Raw genomic sequence first — 21,433 nt, forward strand, 5'->3', positions numbered from 1 at the left:
ATTGGACGCATCAATCCATCTTTTTCAACGGCATGGATTTAGTGGACTAGGTATGCGACAAATCGCTGATTGCTTACAAATTAAAGCACCTAGCCTTTATTATCATTTTGAGTCTAAAGATGATTTGGCTCGATATGCTCTTCAGCAGTACCGAGAGCAACAATTCTGCCGATTGCTTGAAATTGAAAAGCAGGATGGTCTAAGCGAAAAACTGCATGCATATTCTGAACTTTTTGCCGAGATGTTGAATGATGAAAACCGCCTATGCCTGTACTTGATAATGGTAAGGGAAGCCTCTTTTCAGCAAGAGCCGTGTTTGAATGAATTACGGCTGTTCGCCAAACAAAATATTGATTGGCTAGAAGATACTCTGCTCAAGGCTAAAAACAAAAAGGAATTATCTCAAAACATCGGATCTGAGCGAAATATGGCAGAACTTTTATTCTCTTCTTTAGAAGGCATTATGGCGACCTCGCTAGTTGATAAGAGTCCATGTAAATCTTTCCGATCAAGAGTCAAATCCCTTATCAATATTTGTATCGTCTGTAACGAATAACTCAATGAGAAATCAGACTCTAATTGTTCTCAAATCCGTGTGATGTTCGGATTTTGAGAACAAGAGCTGTAATACACATCTTATTATAACAAACTGTTATTACCTTCTTATTTGTCAAGATTTTTACAACTCAAGCAAATTTGCAGTATGAAAATCTTATTTCTCATCTTTGCACAAAATAGATCATGATAATTGGACATGCTTTCTCAGAAAGTAGTTACCTATTGATGATACCAATTAAAATTAAGTATTAAATACCCATATAAAAAAAGCCCCTGCTATTAACAGGGGCTTTTCGAATTTGGCGGAAGCGGTGAGATTCGAACTCACGGAGGACTCACACCCTCGTCGGTTTTCAAGACCGGTGCATTAAACCGCTCTGCCACGCTTCCATGTGCGTAAGAATACAAAGCTTATTCATTTTATTCAAGAAAAATATCATCGCTTTGTGTTCAAGTGCATATTGTTTCATCAATTTTACAGTTGAGCAGCTAATTCTGCTCCTTCTTTGATCGCACGCTTCGCATCTAGCTCTGCTGCAAGCTTTGCACCACCAATAATATAGTAGTTTGCTATAGTCGACTCGCCTTCTTTTGGCATCAAGTCTTTTACCGATTCTTGACCTGCACACACCACAACAGTGTCTACGCGTAAAAGCTGGTCTTGACCATTATGCTCAATCCACAGTCCTTCATCGGTAACAGCTTTATATTGCACACCACGCAGCATGCGTACACCATGCTTTTTAAGCTGAGCACGATGTACCCAACCTGAAGTCTTACCAAGGCCAATACCGAGAGGTGTTGTTTTACGTTGCAGTAAGTAAATCTCACGTATTGCTGGTTCAACTTTTGGCGGCTGCATACCACCTTCAGAAATATAGTTCGGATCTGGGTCTACACCCCATTCACGTTGCCACTCAGCCAAAGGTTGAGGCTGTGGCTGATGTGGTGGTTTAAGTAAGAACTCTGATACATCAAAACCAATACCACCTGCCCCAATCACTGCAACTTTTTGTCCTACTTCTGCACCTTGCAAAACTTGAGCATAGGAAAGAACTTGTGGTGCATTACTTCCTTCAATTTTTAAAGCACGTGGCACTACACCAGTCGCAACAATAACTTCATCAAAACCTTCACGTTCAAGTTGCTCACGATTTACACGAGTGTTTAAACGTACATCTACACCTGTTTTTTGAAGCTGTATTTTAAAGTAGCGAATCGTCTCGTGGAATTCCTCTTTACCTGGTACAACCTTAGCAAAGTTAAACTGACCACCTACATCTTTATTGGCTTCAAACAAAGTCACTGCATGACCACGGCTTGCTGCCACAGTTGCAGCAGACATACCTGCCACACCACCACCAACAACTGCAATACGCTTAGGCTGTTTAGTTTTTAAATAGACCAGTTCTGTTTCATGGCCTGCACGTGGGTTGACTAAACAAGATACGCGCTTATTTTTAAATGCATGGTCTAAACATGCTTGATTACAGGCAATACACGTATTAATTTCATCTACACGGTTGGTCGCAGTTTTATTTACCCAAAAAGCATCGGCCAATAAAGGGCGAGCCATTTGAATCATGTCTGCCTTGCCTTTTGCCAAAATCTCTTCGGCAGTTTCAGGCATGTTAATACGGTTAGATGCAATGACTGGAATTGAAATATGTTGTTTTACATGAGCTGTGTAATCGACAAACGCTGCACGAGGCACAGAGGTTACAATAGTTGGTACACGTGCTTCATGCCAACCAATACCCGTATTTAATAAAGTTACACCCGCTTTTTCTAAAGCTTTAGCAACAGTCACCACTTCTTGCATGGTATTACCGTCATGCACAAGGTCGAGTAGCGATAAACGGAAGCAAATAATAAATTTTTCGCCCACTTTCGCACGGATTGCTTTTACAATTTCAACCGGAAAGCGCATACGGTTTTCAATTTCACCGCCCCAACGGTCAGTACGCTGATTTACATGGCGACTTAAGAACTGGTTAATCAGATATCCTTCCGACCCCATAATTTCAACGCCGTCGTAGCCTGCTTTTTTAGCAATGTCAGCGCACTGTGCATAGTCTTCAATAGTGCTGAGAATATTTTTTTCAGAAAGTTGACGCGGTTTAAATGGTGAAATTGGCGATTTAATTGCTGTTGAAGACACCACAAAAGGCTGATAACCATAACGCCCTGCATGCAAAATTTGCATTAAAATTTTTGAACCATGTTTATGGACAGCGTGAGTCACTAAGCGATGCTGAGGAATATCAAATAAGCTATTCATAGTACCGCCAGCTGGAGCCAACCAGCCTTGACGGTTCGGAGAAATACCACCTGTCACAATCAGGCCAACCCCACCTTTTGCACGCTCTTCAAAATAAGCTGCGAGTTTTGGATAATTATAAAAACGATCTTCAAGTCCCGTATGCATAGAACCCATCACCACACGATTTTTAATAGTGGTAAAGCCTAAATGTAATGGTTTTAATAAATTGGCGTAACTTGTCATGCTGCGTCCCAATAGTTTTTGCAACTTGTTGCATAGTACTTTAATACTTTTTTAATAATTTTGGATGACCAAGAATTATTTTTTATTTGAGATTATGGTCAATCTACCTATATAGATGACAATCCCATATTTTATTAAATAATAAATACCAATCATAACAAGTGAATTAATGCTTTTTTTGCCAAAAAAGCACCATGAATAGTGCTACAATAGCCGCCATTCAGAATTCTCGAGACCACCTCAACGGGGTCTTTTTCATAAATGTTAGGATTAGCAATGACTGATAATGCAACTATCTTGCAGCATGTACCAGTAGGCAAAAAAGTTGGGATTGCCTTCTCCGGTGGTCTAGACACTTCAGCTGCTTTATTGTGGATGAAACAAAAAGGCGCTGAGCCTTATGCATATACTGCAAACTTAGGCCAGCCAGATGAAGATGACTACGATGCAATTCCAAAGAAAGCAGAACAATATGGCGCTGTAAAAGCTCGCTTAATTGACTGCCGCTTACAATTGGCGCTTGAAGGTATTGCTGCAATTCAGTGTGGTGCATTCCATATCAGTACAGGTGGCGTTCCTTATTTCAATACGACTCCACTCGGTCGTGCAGTAACAGGTACCATGTTGGTTACTGCAATGAAAGAAGATGACGTAAACATCTGGGGTGACGGTTCAACTTATAAAGGTAACGATATTGAACGTTTCTATCGTTATGGTTTGTTGACTAACCCAAATCTTAAAATTTATAAGCCTTGGTTAGATCAAAACTTTATTGATGAGCTTGGTGGTCGTGCAGAAATGTCACAGTTCCTCATCGACAACGGTTTTGACTACAAAATGTCAAAAGAAAAAGCGTACTCAACTGACTCAAACATGTTGGGCGCGACTCACGAAGCAAAAGATCTTGAATACCTAAATGCTGGTATCAAAATCGTTGACCCAATTATGGGCGTTGCTTTCTGGAAAGAAGAAGTTGAGATCAAACCAGAAGAAGTCACTGTACGTTTTGAAGAAGGTGTACCTGTTGCATTAAACGGCCAGACTTTTAATAATCCGGTTGAACTTATTCTTGAAGCAAACCGTATTGGTGGTCGCCATGGTTTAGGTATGTCTGACCAAATCGAAAACCGTATTATCGAAGCGAAATCTCGTGGTATTTATGAAGCACCAGGTATGGCCCTTCTTCATATTGCTTACGAGCGTTTGGTTACTGGTATTCATAACGAAGATACGATCGAACAGTACCGTATTAATGGTTTACGTTTAGGTCGTTTACTTTACCAAGGTCGTTGGTTCGACTCTCAAGCACTTATGTTGCGTGAAACTGCACAACGTTGGGTTGCTAAAGCGATTACTGGTGAAGTGACTCTTGAACTTCGTCGTGGTAATGACTACACCATCATGAACACTGAATCTCCAAACTTAACGTACGAAGCTGAACGTTTAACAATGGAAAAAGGTGATTCAATGTTTACGCCAATGGACCGTATTGGTCAGTTGACTATGCGTAACCTCGATATTACCGATACACGTGCAAAACTTGGTATCTATACAGATGCTGGTTTACTTTCAATCGGTCAAGGTTCTGCTATTCCTCAATTAGACAGTAAGAAAAAATAATTTTCTTATGACGTCAAAAAAGCCACCTCTATAGGTGGCTTTTCTATATTTAAAATTAAGTCAGATAGTTTCTACGATTTGTAAAGGTTGATAATAAATTTGGTTACGACCAAGCTGCTTTGCTCGATATAAAGCCTGATCTGCCGCATGAATTAATTCATCTTGCCCCATCTTGAGCCCACCTGTATACACAGTAAAACCTAAACTGATGGTGACATATTTCGAGACTAAGGAAGCAGCATGTGGAATAGCTTGGCGTTCTATCGCTTTATAAATATTTGCTGCCACTGAATAAGCACCCTGTGCCGGTGTTTCAGGTAAAAGTACGACAAACTCTTCACCTCCATAGCGTGCAACAAAGTCGACATGGCGAATTGAGTTTTTAATTGCAGAAGCAATAGATGAAATAACCTTATCCCCCATCTGATGCCCATAAAAATCGTTATAGTTTTTAAAAAAATCAATATCAATAAATAAGACAGCTAAAGGACGTTTTTCTTGATTCGCACGGTAATAGTAAAAATCAAACATTTCGTCAAAAGTACGACGGTTTGAAATTTGAGTTAGCGCATCTTGCTGGCTCAATTGAAGCAATTCAGATGCTTCAATACGTAAAATTTGTTCATTAATTTCAGCAAGCTGATTACTTAAAAAAAGACTGCGCTCTCTTGAGATAAGCATGGTACTTATAGAAAAACCCAAAATACAACTACCAAACAAAGCACGCCCAAGTGCAATATAGTCACAGTTCACATTTAATAAAATGAGTAACACAAAAACCAATATTGCCGCCGATAAGCCAACATAAAGCATATGCAAAGGTTTTATGCCGCTCAAAATAAACCCAAGCATATATAAAAATGAAAGAAGCAACATCGACTGATTTTTAAGAGCCATATTTCCAACACTGAGCAACAGCATGGCACTTGTAATAATGGATAAAAAAACAATGCTACAGGCAGCAAAATAAAAATGCTTAGAGAGTTTTTTAAACCTAGCAAATACCCAAAATACTAAAAGTGCAAATGCAATATTCATTGCACTTAACAAACAGTAGACAAAATCTAAAGTTATATAAGGCACCCCGATTACAAAGTAGTCTGTCGGCAACACCAGTAAAATAAAAATGATATAAGTGAGTACACCACTTGCTAAAAATTTTGAGATGTTTTGCCGAGTTCGATCGAGATTTAAAAGCCAGAATTTTTTTTCAAGTTGTTTTGGCAAAGGCATATTGGCATAACGATGGGTATGTACAGTAACCAAATACTCGATTTCTTCTTTAGATTTGAGTAATTGATGTACATTTCCCCTATTTGCCACTAGTCGATTCCCACATATTCCGCGTTAACAAAATATAACATTATTTTTTAAAGCTCCCTGCGCTTTATTTTGCCATTTGTCCGTAATTCTCGTTACCATTTTCACACTTTATCGATTATCATTTGTTTTATTTCGAAGTTTGAACGGCCTTGAACTCTATTACCCTGCTCCAGCCAGATGATTGGCATGCACATTTACGTGATGGTTTAGCATTAAAACGTACTGTTCCAGATTTGGCGAAACAGTTCGCTCGCGCGATCTGTATGCCTAACCTTGTACCGCCTGTAAAAACAGTAGATGAAGCTTTAGCTTATCGTGAACGTATTCTTGCGCATGTTCCAGAAGGCAATAATTTTGACCCTCGCATGGTGCTTTATTTTACTGATCACACTTCACCAGATGAAGTTCGTAAAATTAAAGAATCAGAACATGTAAATGCAATTAAACTTTACCCTGCGGGTGCGACTACAAACTCAGACAATGGCGTGAGTGACATTCGTAAGGTTTATGCAGTCATTGAGCAACTAGAAGAGCATCAAGTGCCGTTATTGCTTCATGGTGAAGTGACTCACAATCATGTAGATATTTTTGATCGTGAAAAACGCTTCCTAGATGAGGTATTATCACCATTATTGAAACAGTTCCCGAAACTTAAAGTTGTGCTTGAACACATTACGACAAGTGATGCAGCACACTTTGTTTTAGAACAAGACCGTAATGTTGCAGCAACAATCACTCCTCAGCATTTATTATTTAACCGTAATGATATGTTGGTTGGTGGTGTTAAACCGCACTTTTACTGCTTACCAATTTTAAAACGTCAAACACATCAAACGACTTTACTTGAAGTGGCGACTAGCGGTAATCCTAAGTTTTTCTTAGGTACAGACAGTGCCCCTCATGCACAAAATGCAAAAGAGAATGCTTGTGGCTGTGCAGGCTGCTATAGTGCACCTAATGCAATTGAGCTTTATGCACAAGCTTTTGATCAAGTTGGTAAATTAGAGCGTTTAGAAGGTTTTGCAAGCCACTTTGGTGCAGACTTCTACGGTCTACCACGTAATACTTCTACCATTACTTTGGTTAAAGAAGACAACCTCATTCCCGAATCTTTTGATTATTTAGATGATCAGAAAATTATCCCGCTGCATGCCGGGAAAACGCTGCAATGGAGAAAAGTGTGACACAAGAAAATTCTGTCCCGGTCATTGGCCAACGTTTTCGTGGCTTCTTACCTGTTGTTGTCGATGTTGAAACGGCAGGTTTTAATGCCCAGACAGATGCATTGCTAGAAATCGCGTGCATTCCAATTGTGTATGATGCTCAGGGACAATTTGTCCCTGGTCCTGCATTTCATGCACATATTAACCCGTTTGAAGGTGCAAACCTCGATCGCCGTTCGCTCGACTTTATTGGTATTGATCCATTCAATCCAATGCGTATAGCAATGGCTGAAGACGAGAGAACTGCGCTACGTCGTATTTTTAAATCGGTCAATGAAGTTCGTAAACAGCAACATTGTACTCATGCAGTACTTGTAGGTCACAACGCGCATTTTGACCTTGGTTTTTTACAAGCAGCAATTGCACGTACAAGCACGAAAAACCAAAACCCATTTCATAGTTTCTCAGTCATGGATACGGTTACTTTAAGTGCTGTTATGTTTGGACAAACCGTGCTTGCTAAAGCATGTATTCAAGCTGGAATTGAGTTCGATGGTAAAGAAGCACACTCTGCTTTATACGATACTCAGAAGACTGCTGAACTGTTTTGCTATATTTTAAACAAACTGTCTCCTTACCTACTTGACAGTTTAGTGGCGGCTTCTTAAGATACCGCCATCCTCAACGTCCCTATCGTCTAGAGGCCTAGGACATCGCCCTTTCACGGCGGTAACCGGGGTTCGAATCCCCGTAGGGACGCCATATTCTTTCTATAAAGAATCATCGCTTCAAATTATTTTATCTCACTTCAAATTCCATTCATGAGATAAATTTTTTATTTCCAAAATCAAGACTTCAACTTTACTTCATCAATATGTTGAGTGGGTTGTATATTTGGATCATCTTTCTCAATAATTATTGCATCAGTAACTAACTTTGTTTTTGTTAAATCTGGTTCTATTAAAACTTGAGCTAATGAACTTAATGTAATATTAAAATCACGATGTATTTGTACTAGTTCTGGTGTTCGTTTATAACGTATGACTTTAAAACCTGCTTCGTGAATTAAAGCATCTCGCTCTGCATCAAACTTTTCTTTCCCTTTGTGGCTAGAATCATCTAACTCAACAATAGCAACGATATTAAATGCTTTATCCAAGACAACAAAATCAGCAACTTTTCGATTAAATAAATTACGCGTCGCGTATCCTTGCGCTGTCATAAAAGCACTGAAAGCGACTTGCGCTAAAATAATATGTTCAGGCAAAGCTTCCTTTAGTTTCATAAAAGTAGGTTGTTCATTCATAGTAATGATATGCTTTCCCTTGATTGGGTTACGTTTTGCATTTCTATTTTTGCTTTCCCCTTTCTTTAAAACACTTAAAATCACTAATACCATTATGGCTATTAAAAATATGCCAACTATCGCAAACATCGAATTTCCCCTAAATAAATATAAAAACTATTTTGATTTTAAAAATACAATTAAAAACGGCTAGTTATATCATCTGCTGTGAAACGATTTTATTCTTTTAGCAGGCTAAAACATAATTGTACATATTTGAGACAGCAGTATAAGGCATGTTAGCAACTTCGGTGATCAAGATCTAATCGGTTTTAAGACCCATAACTTTACCAGCAGTAATTTCTACGCCAATCCTCTCAAAAACATTATAAATTTATGATTTATAAATATTTTATTATACTTAAATTCTTTTCTACCCTATACTAAAATTAAATCAAAACTATAATTTGAACATGACATGCAAATTCGATTATTTCATTTACAAAATTCACGCTCTCAACGCATTATTTGGTTTTTAGAAGAATTAGGACTTAACTATGAGCTCATCACTAAATATCATTCGGACGAAGACACAAATAATAACTCGCCGCATCAGTTATCAAAATTTCCAGCCCTCGAAATTATTGAACACGAGCAATCTTCAATTTTGGCCGAAACTTCAGCAATCCTAGACTATTTCTCTCATTTACACCCACAATTGGGACAGAATAATTTAGGAAATCAGCAACTAAAAAATTTTTATTATTGGAAAAATTATTGTGAGGCAACATTCATTCCCGATCTGGTACTCAAACAAATCTTTCAACAAATTGCTGAGCGTACGCCTTTTCCAGTACGTTTCATTCCAAAGCTTTTAAAATATGGATTCGATCAAGGTTATCTCAATCAATCATTACAACGACACATGAGTATGATTGATAAACATTTAGAACGTCACTTATGGTTTGCTGGAGATCAGTTTACTACTGCTGATATTTTGATGTGGTTTCCATTATTGGCTTGCTCACCAAATTACAGCCAGTTGAAACATATACAGCGTTATCTGACCCAAATAGAAAACAGACCTGCCTTTAAAAATGCTTTAATTAAAGGTCAATGGTCTGCTTCTACTTTTCAGACTTACTGGGCTATTGCTTGGTAATTTATTTATGCAGATTTACGTGAATTCACGCGCCCTTGAACAACGGCCTTAATATTGCCCTTCGCGTAATTTAAAAACACAATTAAAGGCGATAGTTTTGGATTTGGTTTTTTGCCCTGCCCAATAGCTTTAAATTGTGCTGCGTACCAAATAATTTCCATAATGGCCATTTTGTCAACAAAAGGTAAACCTGTTTTAATTGGTTTTACGGCATAGCGAACATCTTGGCCTGCGATTAAACGGTCAGTCAAATCTGTTTCAACAGCAAGTGGACGAGCAATACCAATAAAGTCGCATGCTCCACTTGCTAGAGCAGCGTTCATGCCTTCTACAGTACGGAAGCCACCTGTCACCATAAGTTTACATTTTACATGCTGACGGATTTTTTCAGCGAAGTCTAAGAAGTATGCTTCACGTGCAATGGTACTTGCTTTACGTTTATCGGCTTTAGCGCCAGCCATTGCAGGTGCTTCATAAGTACCACCTGAAATTTCAATTAAGTCAATCCCAGCTTCATCAACTGCTTTAAATACCGAAATCACATCTTCTTCGCTAATACCACCGCGCTGGAAGTCGGCAGAGTTGAGCTTAACTGAAATAATAAAATTCTCTGAAGTTGCTTCACGTACCGCTTTATAAACTTCTAGTAAAAAGCGAGTACGGTTTTCAACTGAACCACCCCACTGGTCTGTACGCTTATTGGTTAATGGCGATAAAAACTGGCTAATTAAATAGCCGTGTGCACCATGTAACTGTACCCCTTCAAAACCAGCTTTCTCACAAATGCTGGCAGCTGTTGCAAAGCGTTTAATAATATCCAAAATTTCTTCATGTGTAAGCGCACGTGGAGTGCCAAACATCGTCGCTAAAGCTGGACTAAAAGGAACTGCTGAAGGTGCGACTGTTTCTTTATTTAAGCCTTTAGGGCACTGACGACCTGGGTGAGACAATTGAATAAGCTGTACCATTCCATATTGTTTACCAACCGCTGCCCATTCTTTTAAACGCTCTAGGTCACGCTCAGTTTCAATCACCACCACGCCTGGTTCGTTTTTGGCTTCGAAATTGACCATCACATTACCAGTAATCGCACAGCCTAAACCACCTTTAGCCCATGCGCCGTACAGGCCTAAATGTAAGTCATTTGGCTGTCCTTCATAGTTTGCAAGTGCCTCACTCATTGCACCTTTAATAATTCGGTTTTTAAATGTGGTATTTCGAATTGTGATTGGTTGTGCAATCTGGCTCATGGTTAACCTCTTTTAATACTTTAGAGCAATTACTCTAATTTAGATGAGTTATAGGTCATGTCAAGGGAAAATCGATAACTGACAATAGCACATGTCAAATTTAAAAAGTATAGAGAAATGCAACTTTTTGCATTAAAAATTTAAATTATATTTATGCTTATAAAACATAATCTTATTTAAATAAATTAAAGACTCGCCCTAATTAATTGCTTGGTATATTCAGTTTGAGGATCATTAAATAACTGTTCAGTCGGCTGATATTCAACAACTTTTGCATGTCGTAATACCATCACTTTATGACACAGTGCTTTGACCACATTTAAATCATGACTAATAAAAATATAGCTTAGATGCTCTGTTTGCTGTAAACGTCGCAATAATTGAATCATGGCTTTTTGCGTGGTTCGGTCTAAGGCAGATGTTGGTTCATCTAAAATTAAAAGTTTAGGTTGAACCACTAAAGCTCTCGCTAAAGCAACGCGCTGACGTTGTCCACCCGAAAGCTCGTGCGGATAGCGATGTTGAAAGTCTTCAGCCAACTCAACTTTTATCAAAGCAGATTCAACTTGCTGTTTGATCTCGTTATCAGCTACAGCTTTCACTTTTAAGCCTTCAGCAATAATCTGCCCTACCGTCATACGCGGGTTTAAACTACCAAATGGGTCTTGGAAAACAATTTGTAAGTCTGACCTAATCTTACGCAAAGCTTTTTGTTCTAAGCGGTTTATGTCTTGCCCTAAAAAGATAATTTGCCCATCACTTTTGAGTAATCGAACCAGCGCTAAAGCCAATGAGGTTTTACCTGAACCACTTTCACCTACAACACCTAACGCTTCGCCTTGAGTAAGCTCAAAAGTTATATTTGCAATAGCATTGGTATAACTTTGAATTCGGTTAAAGATACCACTCCGAATTGGGTATTTAACATTTAATTGTTGAACAGATAAAATTTTATCACTGGAGAAAAGTGGTTCAGCAAAATCAAGATCATGATCTAACAGTTGCTGAGTATAAATTGACGCAGGATTTTTAAAGATTTGCTGAAGCTGACCTTGCTCTACAACTTGTCCTTCGTGTAATACAATCAGCTCATCGGCATAACGGCGGACCAAATTCAAATCATGACTAATCAAAATTAGTGCCATGCCATATTTACTTTGCAAAGACCTCAGTAACTCTAAAATTTGCGTCTGTAAAATCACATCAAGCGCGGTAGTTGGTTCATCTGCAATTAAAATCTTAGGTTGAAGTGCTAGTGCAGCCGCAATCATGATCCTTTGTTTTTGTCCACCTGAAAGCTCATGCGGATAACGTTTTAAAATGTGCTCAGGATTAGCAATTCCTACATCTTTTAATAATTGAATTACCTGCTGCTGAGCTTTCGGTTTTGACCAACCTTGTAGAATAAAATGTTCACCGACAATTTTTTCAACCCGATGCAATGGGTTTAAAGCCGTAGAAGGCTCCTGAAAAATCATAGCAATTTGGCGGCCACGTATATGTGTTTTTGTCTTTTCATCTGTTTCTAAAATATTTTTTGAATCAATAATAATACGACCAGATATTTTTAATTTTTCTGGTAATAATCCCATCATCGCCAAACAGCTTATTGTTTTACCTGAACCGCTCTCACCTACAATTGCAAGCGTATCACCAGCTTGTAAGTGTAAATTGAGACCCTCCAATAAAGTCTGATCTTGCGTAGATATTGAAAGGTTTTCTATTTTTAGCAAGGTAGTATCAGAGTTCAATTTATTTTCTTGGGTCAAATGCATCGCGTGCCGCCTCCCCAATATAAATTAATAATGACAACACAAAAGCAAGGCTAAAAAATCCTGATAAAGCCAACCAAGGTGCATCTAAGTTATTTTTGCCTTGCAACAATAACTCACCTAAAGAGGCTGCATCTGGCGGCAAACCATAGCCCAAAAAATCGAGTGCGGTTAAAGCAATAATATTGGTGGTCAAAATAAAAGGTAATTGCGACAGACTAGAGTTTATGGCATTTGGCAAAATGTGCTTAAAGATAATTCCACTATCATTTACACCCAAAGCCTGAGCTGCACGGACATAGTCAAGTTGACGCGCTTTTAGAAATTCAGCACGGACAATTCCCACAAGCACAGTCCAGCTAAAGAACAACATAATAAAAAATAGCCAATATACATTTGGGGTAAACATGCTAACCAAAATCATGACCATAAACAGCATAGGTAAACCATTCCAGACTTCTACTAGTCGTTGTCCCAACAAATCGACCCAACCACCATAGTAGCCTTGTATAGCCCCCACAAAAATGCCTAGTAGTGCTGCACAACTTGTTAAAGATAAACCAAAAAGTAATGAAACTCTAAGCCCATAAAGAATACGTGCCATTACATCTCGCCCTTGGTCATCTGTTCCTAACCAATTCTGCTTGGAAGGTGGCGAAGGCACAGGTACAGCCAAGTCTAAATTAGGTGTCTGATAAGAAAACTGAATGAGCGGCCAGATCGCCCAACCATTTTGATTAATTAGCTCTTGTACAGCTGGGTCTTTATAATCTGCTTCTGTTTCAAATACACCACCAAAAGTGGTTTCGGGATATGCCTTAAAAACAGGTAAATAATAAGTGTCCTCATATTTCACTAGCAATGGTTTGTCGTTAGCAATGAGCTCAGCAGCCAATGAAATCACTAAAATGAGGCTAAACAAGATAAAGCTTGCCCACCCTAATTTATGTCGCCTAAACTTTTGCAGTCGTGATCGCACAATAAAAAACACTATTTGCCTCCTTGTGCATCAAAGTGAATACGCGGATCAATCCATTGATACAGCACATCGCAAATAAGTCGTAAAAGCAGACTAAACAGCGTGAAGAAAAACAATACGCCAAAAATAACTGGATAGTCTCGCTGAACAATTGCTTCAAAGCCTAATAAACCGACACCATCTAGATGAAAAATAATTTCAATAAAAAGATTTCCCACAAAGAAAATGCCTGCTAAAGCCTCTGGCAATCCAGCAAGAACCACTAAAATGGCATTACGAAATACATGTTTATATAAAACTTGCTGGCTATTTAAACCTTTTGCATAAGCTGCCAAGACATAAGGTTTATTAAGCTCTTCTAAAAATGAATATTTGGTTAGATAAGTTAGGCTGGCAAAACCACCCAACACCATGGTAATAAGCGGCAACGTCATGTGCCATAAGTAGTCCGTAATTTTTCCGAAAAAACTCAATTGATGAAAGTTATCTGATACTAGGTTTTGCAATGGAAACCAGTGAAAATATGACCCACCCGCAAAAAAGACAATAAGTAATATAGCAAATACAAAACTTGGCACCGCATAACCCACTACGAGTAACAATGAAGTTGAGCGGTCAAACCAAGAACCTTGTTGCTTCGCTTTTTTAATACCAAGCGGAATTGAAATAAGATAAATCAGCAAAGTGCTCCATAGCCCAATCGAGATCGACACAGGCATTTTTTCCCAAAGCAACTCAACTACTGGTTTATCTTTAAAAAAGCTTTGTCCAAAGTCTAGAGTTAAATAACCTTTTAACATCAACAAGAAACGTTCTACTGGAGGATGGTCAAAACCGTATTGTGCTTTAATTTGCTCTACCATTTCGGGGCTTAATCCTTTAGCACCTTGATAGTACATTTCAGTACCTAATATCCGCCCTGCTCCTACGCCACTTTCTACCTCATGGATTGCTTGTTCTACAGGTCCACCCGGCGCAATTTGCACGACCACAAAGTTGATCAATAAAATAATGAACAACGTTGGAATCATTAAAAGAAGTCGCTTCAGAATATATGAACCCATATAACAGGATTTCCTTTAGGTACGTGCTTTTATTGTTGATGTAAATATTGGGCAACTTTTTTGGCTTGGTTTGGATTAATCCACCAATACTCTATACCGGCTGAGAGCACGGGTTTCACTTTAGGTTGCTGATACATATTCCAGTATGCATACCAATAATCACCTTTTCCATAAGTCGGAATTTGGTAATACCCTGCGCGAAGTAATCGGTCAAGAACATGAGTATAAGTGATTTGCTGTTCACGGTCTTTGGCAGTAACCAGTTTTGAAATAACTGCATCAATGACAGGATTACGAATACCAGCGTAGTTATAGTTACCATCTTGAACTGCTGCAGCACTTCCCCAGAACTGAGCCTGTTCATTGCCCGGATTTAAAGATTGCGGCAAGTTCATGGTGGTCATGTCAAAATCATAACGGCGTGTACGCTCTAAATATTGTGGCGCATCGACTTGCCTTAAATTAATATTAATTCCTAATTTTTTTAAATTTCTTACAAATGGCATGAGTGTTCTTTGTTTGCCATCTTGCTGAATAAGAAACTCAATTTGTACAGGCTTGCCTTCGGGCGTGTATAACTGCCCTTCTTTAATTTTATAGCCTGCCTGAATGAGTAATTGTCTTGCGATTAATAAGTTTTGACGGTTAAAACCACTGGCATCTGAGACTGGATATTTCCAGTCTGCCAAAACAGCTTTTTGCATGACTGGAGAAAGCTTTGGTAATAAAGGCTTTAGTATGGCCAGTTCATTCTTTGAAGGATGACCTGCTGCTGCCAACTCACTATTTTCAAAATAACTTTGCAGTCTTTGATATTGTCCATAAAACAAAGCTTTGTTCTGCCATTCAAAATCATAGGCATAGGTTAAGGCTTGTCTAAAGCGAATATCGTTTAAAGGTTTTCGTCGTGTATTAAACACATAACTTTCAGTTGCAATCGGGTTATGGTGTCTAAATTTATATAAAGTGACTAAACCTGCTTTTACCGCTGGAAACTTGTAGTCAGTGACCCATTTTTTAGGATTAGTTTCTTCATGCAAGGTATATTGCCCAGATTTAAAACCTTCGAATGCAATATCCCAATTGCGGTGATAAACATATTTTAAATGGTCGAAGTTATAGCGCCCTTTATTAATAGGCAAATCTTTGGCCCAATAATTCGGGTTTCGTTTATAGCTAATACTACGTCCAGCATCAATCTTCTCAACCACATAAGGCCCTGAACCTACAATCGGTTGCAAGGTAATACGAGTAAAGTCACGGTTCTTCCAATCTGCTTTTGAGTAAATCGGCAAGCTCGCCACAACAAATGGCATTTTAGGATTATGACTAGACTTAAAAGTGAATTTAACTTGATATGGATTGATTACTTCTGTTTTTGCTAAGTCTGCAAGATACATTTGTAGACCAAAATTAGATTTGGTCTGATACGTATCAAAACTAAATTTTACATCTGCCGCGGTTAAAGGCTGACCATTACTAAAACGAGCTTTGGGATTTAAATAGAAAGTAACGGATTGTGTTCTTTCTGGGTCATACGAAACTTTCTCGGCTAAAAGTGGATATAAAACCCCAACTTCATCAAGTGACTGAGTCATTAAAGTATCAAAAAGATAATTTACCCCTTCTGTCGCGTTTCCCTTCCCATTCATGCTGTTTAAGTTATCAAAAGTCCCTTGCGCAGCCCGACTCAACACCCCACCTTTTGGTGCATTTGGGTTGGCATAAGGCATAGCAGCCATTGCGAGGTATTTAGGCTTAGAATGAATTGCAATATATGGTGTGATTTGCTGTGCAGAGAATACAACTTGTGAAAAAACACTGAGCCCGACTAGCAGGCTCAGTTGAGAATATAACTTTTGCATAAAGTTCTAATTATTCTATAAATTAGGCACTTTAATAATATCGCCAATACGCAATTGAGTCGACGGTGTTAAGTTGTTGAGTTCCGCCAGTAAAGTAGTTTCTAGACCATATTTACTTGCAAGACCAATTAAAGTGTCACCACGTTTGACTTTGTATTCCACTACAGTTTTTGGAATCACAATATTTTGACCGCGCTGTAGGTTAGCATTTGCTTTTAATGCATTCATTTCAGCAAGTTCACGAACCGAAATACCTGCACGACTCGCAATCGCATTTAACGACTCGCCTGCTTTAACCGTATACTTTTCAGTATTTTTACCTGCTGCAACAGGTTTAGCAGATGATTTTGCGGTATCAGCTTTCGCTGTTTCTACAGGCACATCACCTGTTAGTTTTAAATGCTGACCAACACGGACAGTGCTGTTACGAGATAAGCCATTTAATGCAGTTAGATAATCTAACTGTAAATGATAACGGCTGGCGATGCTTCGTAAGTTATCACCAGACTTAACGGTGTAAGTATCTGGTGTTTCATCTTTAGCATTTTTAGTAGCAGCCTTGCTCGGTGTTTCAACCTCACCTGTCAATTTTAAACGCTGACCAGCACGAACACCTGCTGTACGTGATAATCCGTTTAAATCGGCCAAATAACTGGTTTGTAAGTTATATTTAGCTGCAATGGCATGTAAGCTATCACCAGACTGTACAACATAGTGTTCTGGAACACTTACACCCGCAGGTACTTTCAAGTTTTGGCCAAACTGGACATGGCTACTCGCTTTTAAGTTATTCAGTTCGGCGAGTTCAGCTAAGCTAATTTTAGACTTGGTCGCAATGCTTGATAATGTATCACCACGTTGCACTTTATAGCTTTCAGTCTTGTATGATGGCCCTGCTGCAAGTTTTTCATACTTGCCAGAAGTTTTGTTGTCATCAGATTCATCAACAGCAACTTCTTTTGCAGGTACATTAATTTTCTGACCAGCCATTAAATTACTACCAGCTGATAACCCTGGTGTTAATTCCGCCAATTCCTGATTAGATAATGCATAACGATCTGCAATTAACTTTAAGTATTCACCACGTTTAACCGTATAGCTCTTTGTTGCAATACGACGTGTACTTGCCTGAATAGCTTTAGGCTCTGCCTTAGCAGAATTACGGTTACCTTTAGGCTCTTTCAAATGCAACTTCTGACCAACAAATAGACCATCACTTACAGATAAATCGTTATATTCAGCAAGCTGTTTCACAGACAAATTAAATTGATTTGCAACGCCTGTTAAACTGTCATTTGCTTGAACAACGTAAACATCAGGTTTAACTGTTGATTTAGCCGTAGACTCAACTTCTTGTGGTTTAGCATCATACAAATACAGGCTAGTTCCTACAAACAGCGTCTTTTCTGGATCAATCTGGTTCCACTTGGCAACATCACGCCAGTTGACTCCATTTTTCATCGCAATAATTGCTAATGTATCGCCCGGCTGTACAGTATAGGTACTACGCTTACCTTTAGGTTGTACAACGACAACATCAGTATCGGTTTTAATGTAAGGCTTATCTTTATTGCGCTGTGCTTCTTCAGAGTTTGCAACACTTGCATCTTCAGTTAACGTTTTTGGATAAGCAAAGCCCTTACTTAACTCTTTACCTTGCTGTTCAGCAACGGATTGACTTGTCTGAATCGCAGTTAACTTAATTTTGCCATCATAAGGGTCAACAATTTCGGTACCTTGCGGTGCAATTGCCTTTAACTCAGCAACCACTTGGTCTTTTTCAGCTTGAGTGGCTTGTGGTTGTAAAGCTTGCTCAACTGTTTCTTTCTCACCTTCAGCACGAACAGCAGCTAAAATTTTCTCACGTTCATGTGCTGAAATTGGCGGTTCTGTTCTTACTGGCTTAACATTGGTCGCAGGTGTCACTGCAACTGGAATACGAGGTGCACTTGGCACATCAGCTGAGGCCGCAAAAGCAGCTAAAGCATCAGAACCACGTGGTGTTGAGGTTTTTACCGATACAGAACTGCCCGTTGTTCTTGTAGGAGTCGTAGGTCTTACAGGCTGAACTTGAGTCGCTGGTGATGTTTTAACAGTGACTGAGGTTGAAGTCGTTGTAGTTGGCTTAGATGGCGATGTGACATTTGCCCACCAACCTGAACCACCACCAGATTTCATTCCTTTTAATTTATTATCCACTGAAGGGCTAATATCAGCAGGAATTAAAATACGCATTGGGCTTGCAGGGTCTACTGTTTCACCACGATAGCCCGGGTTTAATGCATATAACTCGGCACGGCTAAGACCACTAACCGATGCAATTTCATTTAAAGACAACGGCGCAGACAATGTCACTTCACGGAAGTGGGGTCTGTTCGCAATTGGTGGTAATGAAACCCCGTAAGCACGAGGATTTTTGATAATTTGAGCAACTGCCAAGAAACGAGGAACATAGTTCATGGTTTCTTGCGGAAGTTTTAATGACCAATAATCGGTTGGTAAACCCGCAGCTTGGTTACGGTTTATCGCCTGTTGGATACGACCCGGACCAGCGTTATAAGCTGCCAAAGCCAATTCCCACGAACCGAACTGGTTATATAAGCTACCTAAAAACTCATATGCAGCACGTGTAGACTCAACAACGTCACGACGACCATCGTACATACCCGTTTGTTGTAAACCATAAATACGGCCGGTACTTGGAATAAACTGCCATAAACCTGCTGCTGCTGCACTACTTGTTGCAGCAGGGTCATACGAGCTTTCAATTACTGGTAATAACGCAAGTTCAGTTGGAAGACCACGGCGTTCTGCTTCTTTAACAGTATGATATAAATAACGACTTGCGCGAGCACTTAAACGGTCAAGGTAGGGCTGACGTGAAATAAACCAACTACGCTGCGCTTCAATACGCGGATCCCAGTGATCGAGATCCATTTTAAAGCCGACAGCCATACGTTTCCAAACGTCACCGTGTTTTAAAATAAGTAGACGGTCACCCTCTACAGCACGCATATCAGTTGCTGAAAGTAAATCTTCTAACGAGTCTAGACTGCTTGCATCAAGATAACCTGCTCCACTAACCTGTTTTGTTTTCGAGGTTTTTGCAGATTGCGGAGTCGAAGAACAGCCTGTTGTAATACCCAACGCAGCTAAAGCAGAGCTAAGGACTGTAATTTTGAATAATGATGCTGCAGATGGCTGCCACACAAATGTGGTTGGTTTATACATAAAAACTTCCAAACAACTCGCGTAATATTTCTTGGGGTCTGCCCACAAACCCTAGGTCTTCGATGCCATTGTAGTAAAGCATGCAAGATAGACAAGGCAATAATTTAATGTCATTTGCATGGAAATGTTACAAGAAATTAAAAAAAGCTTGCTTTGTAACGATGGAACCGAACTTTTTGCGTATACAATACACCATATTCAGCTCTTTTTCTTTCAGTTTAGGTTTCGATTTATGTCTCAAACAATCACACTGTATGTTGATGGTGCATGTCGTGGCAATCCCGGTTTAGGCGGTTGGGGTGCATATGTCATTACCGAACAGGGTGAACATAAATTATTTGGCGGTGAACCCGATACAACCAATAACCGTATGGAACTTACTGCGGCGATTGAAGGTGTTTCTTTTTGCCCACCCGATGCACAATTAATTATCTGGACCGACTCAAACTATGTAAAACAAGGTATTACAGAGTGGATTCATGGCTGGAAAAAGAAAAATTGGAAAGATGTTAAAAACCCTGATCTATGGCAAAAACTTGATGCTGTTTGCGCAGGCAGAAATATTGAGTGGAATTGGATTAAAGGCCATGCAGGACATCCTGGCAATGAAATGGCAGACCAACTTGCCAATTTAGGTGCAGATAAGACTGCTCAAGAACTCAAGCAACCACAGCCTGTTGCTGCACCGCAAGATATAAAAAAGCCTGAACAGGACTGGTTGCTAGACGACCCTTTTGGATTTGATCTGGTTGAAACAATCGATGATGAAGATATCGCTCTTGAACCATCACAAGAAGTTGAGATGATTACTGTAGACGAGCAAGTAAATGAAGTTGAAGCTGTAGAGCAAGAAACTAAGCAGCAAAGTAATAACATTCATCCACAGATTGTACTTACAGAAGCAAAGCTTAAATTGCAAGGCCCTCGTCAGCTCATTCTCGATACAGAAACGACTGGTTTCTATTTCCAAGATGGCGACCGCATTATTGAAGTCGGTGCAATTGAAATGATTAACCGTAAGCTTACGGGCAGTTCAATTCACATTTATATTAACCCACAAAAACCTGTGGGAGACTCAGAAAATATTCACGGTATCAGTGATGATTTCTTAAAAGATAAACCCCTCTATGCAGACATCGCAGATACTTTATTTGAGTATCTAAAAGGCGCAGAAATTATCGCTCATAACGCGACCTTCGATATGAACTTCTTGGATATGGAGTTTAGACGTGTTGGGTTACCTGCTCTTTCCGAAGTTTGTGAAGTTACTGATACTTTAGCACTTGCAAAAAACAAGCATCCGGGACAGAAAAACTCACTCGATGCCCTAGTCAGACGTTATGAAATTCCAGCTCGTGACCGTACCTTCCATGGTGCATTACTGGATGCTGAAATTCTGTCTGATGTTTACTTGGCTATGACAGGTGGTCAAGTATCGTTTGATATGGATGCACTATCGCAAAGTGAAAAAGATCAGCAAAATACAACAAGAACTAGAGTTCAAATTGATTTACCCGTCATTTACCCTTCTGATGAAGAGTTAAGCACACATGAGACTTGGGTCAAAGAATTTGAGAAAAAACATGGAGAACCTTGCCTTTTTGCAAAATAAATTTTTGATTCTCTAGTGTTTTTTTGGTTTCCCCTTTTGCAAG

Annotated in this window: 15 protein-coding genes and 2 tRNA genes; 7 read left to right on the top strand and 10 right to left on the bottom strand. The window is 39.2% G+C overall.

From position 1 onward, the window contains the following. Positions 1-52 precede the first annotated feature (52 nt). Positions 53-556, top strand: coding sequence for a TetR/AcrR family transcriptional regulator (locus NE363_RS13085; RefSeq protein ID WP_267456244.1), 504 nt, complete (start codon positions 53-55; stop codon positions 554-556). A 302-nt stretch (positions 557-858) separates the two neighbouring features. On the opposite strand, the gene NE363_RS13090 is transcribed toward NE363_RS13085, so the two are convergent. Beyond that, a tRNA-Ser gene (locus NE363_RS13090) sits at positions 859-948 on the bottom strand. A gap of 85 nt (positions 949-1,033) precedes the next feature. Beyond that, on the bottom strand, positions 1,034-3,064 hold the full coding sequence (locus NE363_RS13095; protein WP_445535241.1) for an oxidoreductase: 2,031 nt from the start codon (positions 3,062-3,064) through the stop codon (positions 1,034-1,036). Between the two features lie 261 nt (positions 3,065-3,325). On the opposite strand from NE363_RS13095, the gene argG reads away from it, so the two are divergent. Continuing rightward, positions 3,326-4,684 carry an argininosuccinate synthase gene (gene argG, locus NE363_RS13100; protein WP_086496291.1) on the top strand — a complete coding sequence of 453 codons (1,359 nt, stop codon included), beginning with the start codon at positions 3,326-3,328 and terminating at the stop codon, positions 4,682-4,684. Between the two features lie 60 nt (positions 4,685-4,744). On the opposite strand, the gene NE363_RS13105 is transcribed toward argG, so the two are convergent. Next, the gene (locus tag NE363_RS13105; protein WP_240285914.1) at positions 4,745-6,007 is read right to left on the bottom strand and encodes a diguanylate cyclase; all 1,263 of its coding nucleotides are present in this window, start codon (positions 6,005-6,007) and stop codon (positions 4,745-4,747) included. A 149-nt stretch (positions 6,008-6,156) separates the two neighbouring features. Between NE363_RS13105 and pyrC the strand changes: the two genes are divergently transcribed. The 3 genes from pyrC (at position 6,157) to NE363_RS13120 (ending at position 7,932) form a co-directional block, all read left to right on the top strand. Then, the gene (gene pyrC / locus NE363_RS13110) at positions 6,157-7,191 is read left to right on the top strand and encodes a dihydroorotase (protein ID WP_024438022.1); all 1,035 of its coding nucleotides are present in this window, start codon (positions 6,157-6,159) and stop codon (positions 7,189-7,191) included. Continuing rightward, positions 7,176-7,838 (top strand): ribonuclease T, encoded by a 663-nt coding sequence (gene rnt / locus NE363_RS13115; RefSeq protein WP_004702976.1) that lies wholly within the window; start codon positions 7,176-7,178, stop codon positions 7,836-7,838. The genes pyrC and rnt overlap by 16 nt, the downstream gene beginning before the upstream one ends. Positions 7,839-7,856: 18 nt before the next feature. Then, positions 7,857-7,932: transfer RNA gene (locus NE363_RS13120), tRNA-Glu, on the top strand. Positions 7,933-8,017: 85 nt separating this feature from the next. Here NE363_RS13120 and NE363_RS13125 read toward each other — a convergent pair. Next, a complete protein-coding gene (locus NE363_RS13125) occupies positions 8,018-8,605 on the bottom strand; it encodes a DUF2726 domain-containing protein (RefSeq protein WP_445535242.1) in 588 nt (195 codons plus the stop codon). A gap of 328 nt (positions 8,606-8,933) precedes the next feature. Here NE363_RS13125 and NE363_RS13130 point away from each other — a divergent pair, with 328 nt between their 5' ends. After that, positions 8,934-9,617, top strand: a complete 684-nt coding sequence (locus tag NE363_RS13130; protein ID WP_445535243.1) for a glutathione S-transferase N-terminal domain-containing protein — start codon at positions 8,934-8,936, stop codon at positions 9,615-9,617. Between the two features lie 5 nt (positions 9,618-9,622). On the opposite strand, the gene NE363_RS13135 is transcribed toward NE363_RS13130, so the two are convergent. The 6 genes from NE363_RS13135 to NE363_RS13160 form a co-directional block, all read right to left on the bottom strand. Further along, a complete protein-coding gene (locus tag NE363_RS13135; RefSeq protein ID WP_032051500.1) occupies positions 9,623-10,867 on the bottom strand; it encodes an NADH:flavin oxidoreductase/NADH oxidase family protein in 1,245 nt (414 codons plus the stop codon). Positions 10,868-11,052: 185 nt separating this feature from the next. Continuing rightward, the gene (locus tag NE363_RS13140; RefSeq protein WP_445535244.1) at positions 11,053-12,642 is read right to left on the bottom strand and encodes an ABC transporter ATP-binding protein; all 1,590 of its coding nucleotides are present in this window, start codon (positions 12,640-12,642) and stop codon (positions 11,053-11,055) included. Then, entirely contained in the window at positions 12,620-13,630 is a 1,011-nt protein-coding gene (locus tag NE363_RS13145) for an ABC transporter permease (RefSeq protein WP_445535245.1), read from the bottom strand. Before NE363_RS13145 ends, NE363_RS13140 begins: the two co-directional genes overlap by 23 nt. Beyond that, positions 13,630-14,682 (bottom strand): microcin C ABC transporter permease YejB, encoded by a 1,053-nt coding sequence (locus NE363_RS13150; RefSeq protein WP_151818729.1) that lies wholly within the window; start codon positions 14,680-14,682, stop codon positions 13,630-13,632. Before NE363_RS13150 ends, NE363_RS13145 begins: the two co-directional genes overlap by 1 nt. Positions 14,683-14,711: 29 nt before the next feature. Then, a complete protein-coding gene (locus tag NE363_RS13155) occupies positions 14,712-16,547 on the bottom strand; it encodes an extracellular solute-binding protein (RefSeq protein ID WP_445535246.1) in 1,836 nt (611 codons plus the stop codon). Between the two features lie 15 nt (positions 16,548-16,562). Next, positions 16,563-19,778, bottom strand: coding sequence for a LysM peptidoglycan-binding domain-containing protein (locus NE363_RS13160; protein WP_445535247.1), 3,216 nt, complete (start codon positions 19,776-19,778; stop codon positions 16,563-16,565). Positions 19,779-20,010: 232 nt separating this feature from the next. Here NE363_RS13160 and dnaQ point away from each other — a divergent pair, with 232 nt between their 5' ends. Next, positions 20,011-21,390 carry a DNA polymerase III subunit epsilon gene (gene dnaQ / locus NE363_RS13165; RefSeq protein WP_134262830.1) on the top strand — a complete coding sequence of 460 codons (1,380 nt, stop codon included), beginning with the start codon at positions 20,011-20,013 and terminating at the stop codon, positions 21,388-21,390. Positions 21,391-21,433 lie beyond the last annotated feature (43 nt).

The organism is Acinetobacter sp. G18, assembly GCF_052660225.1.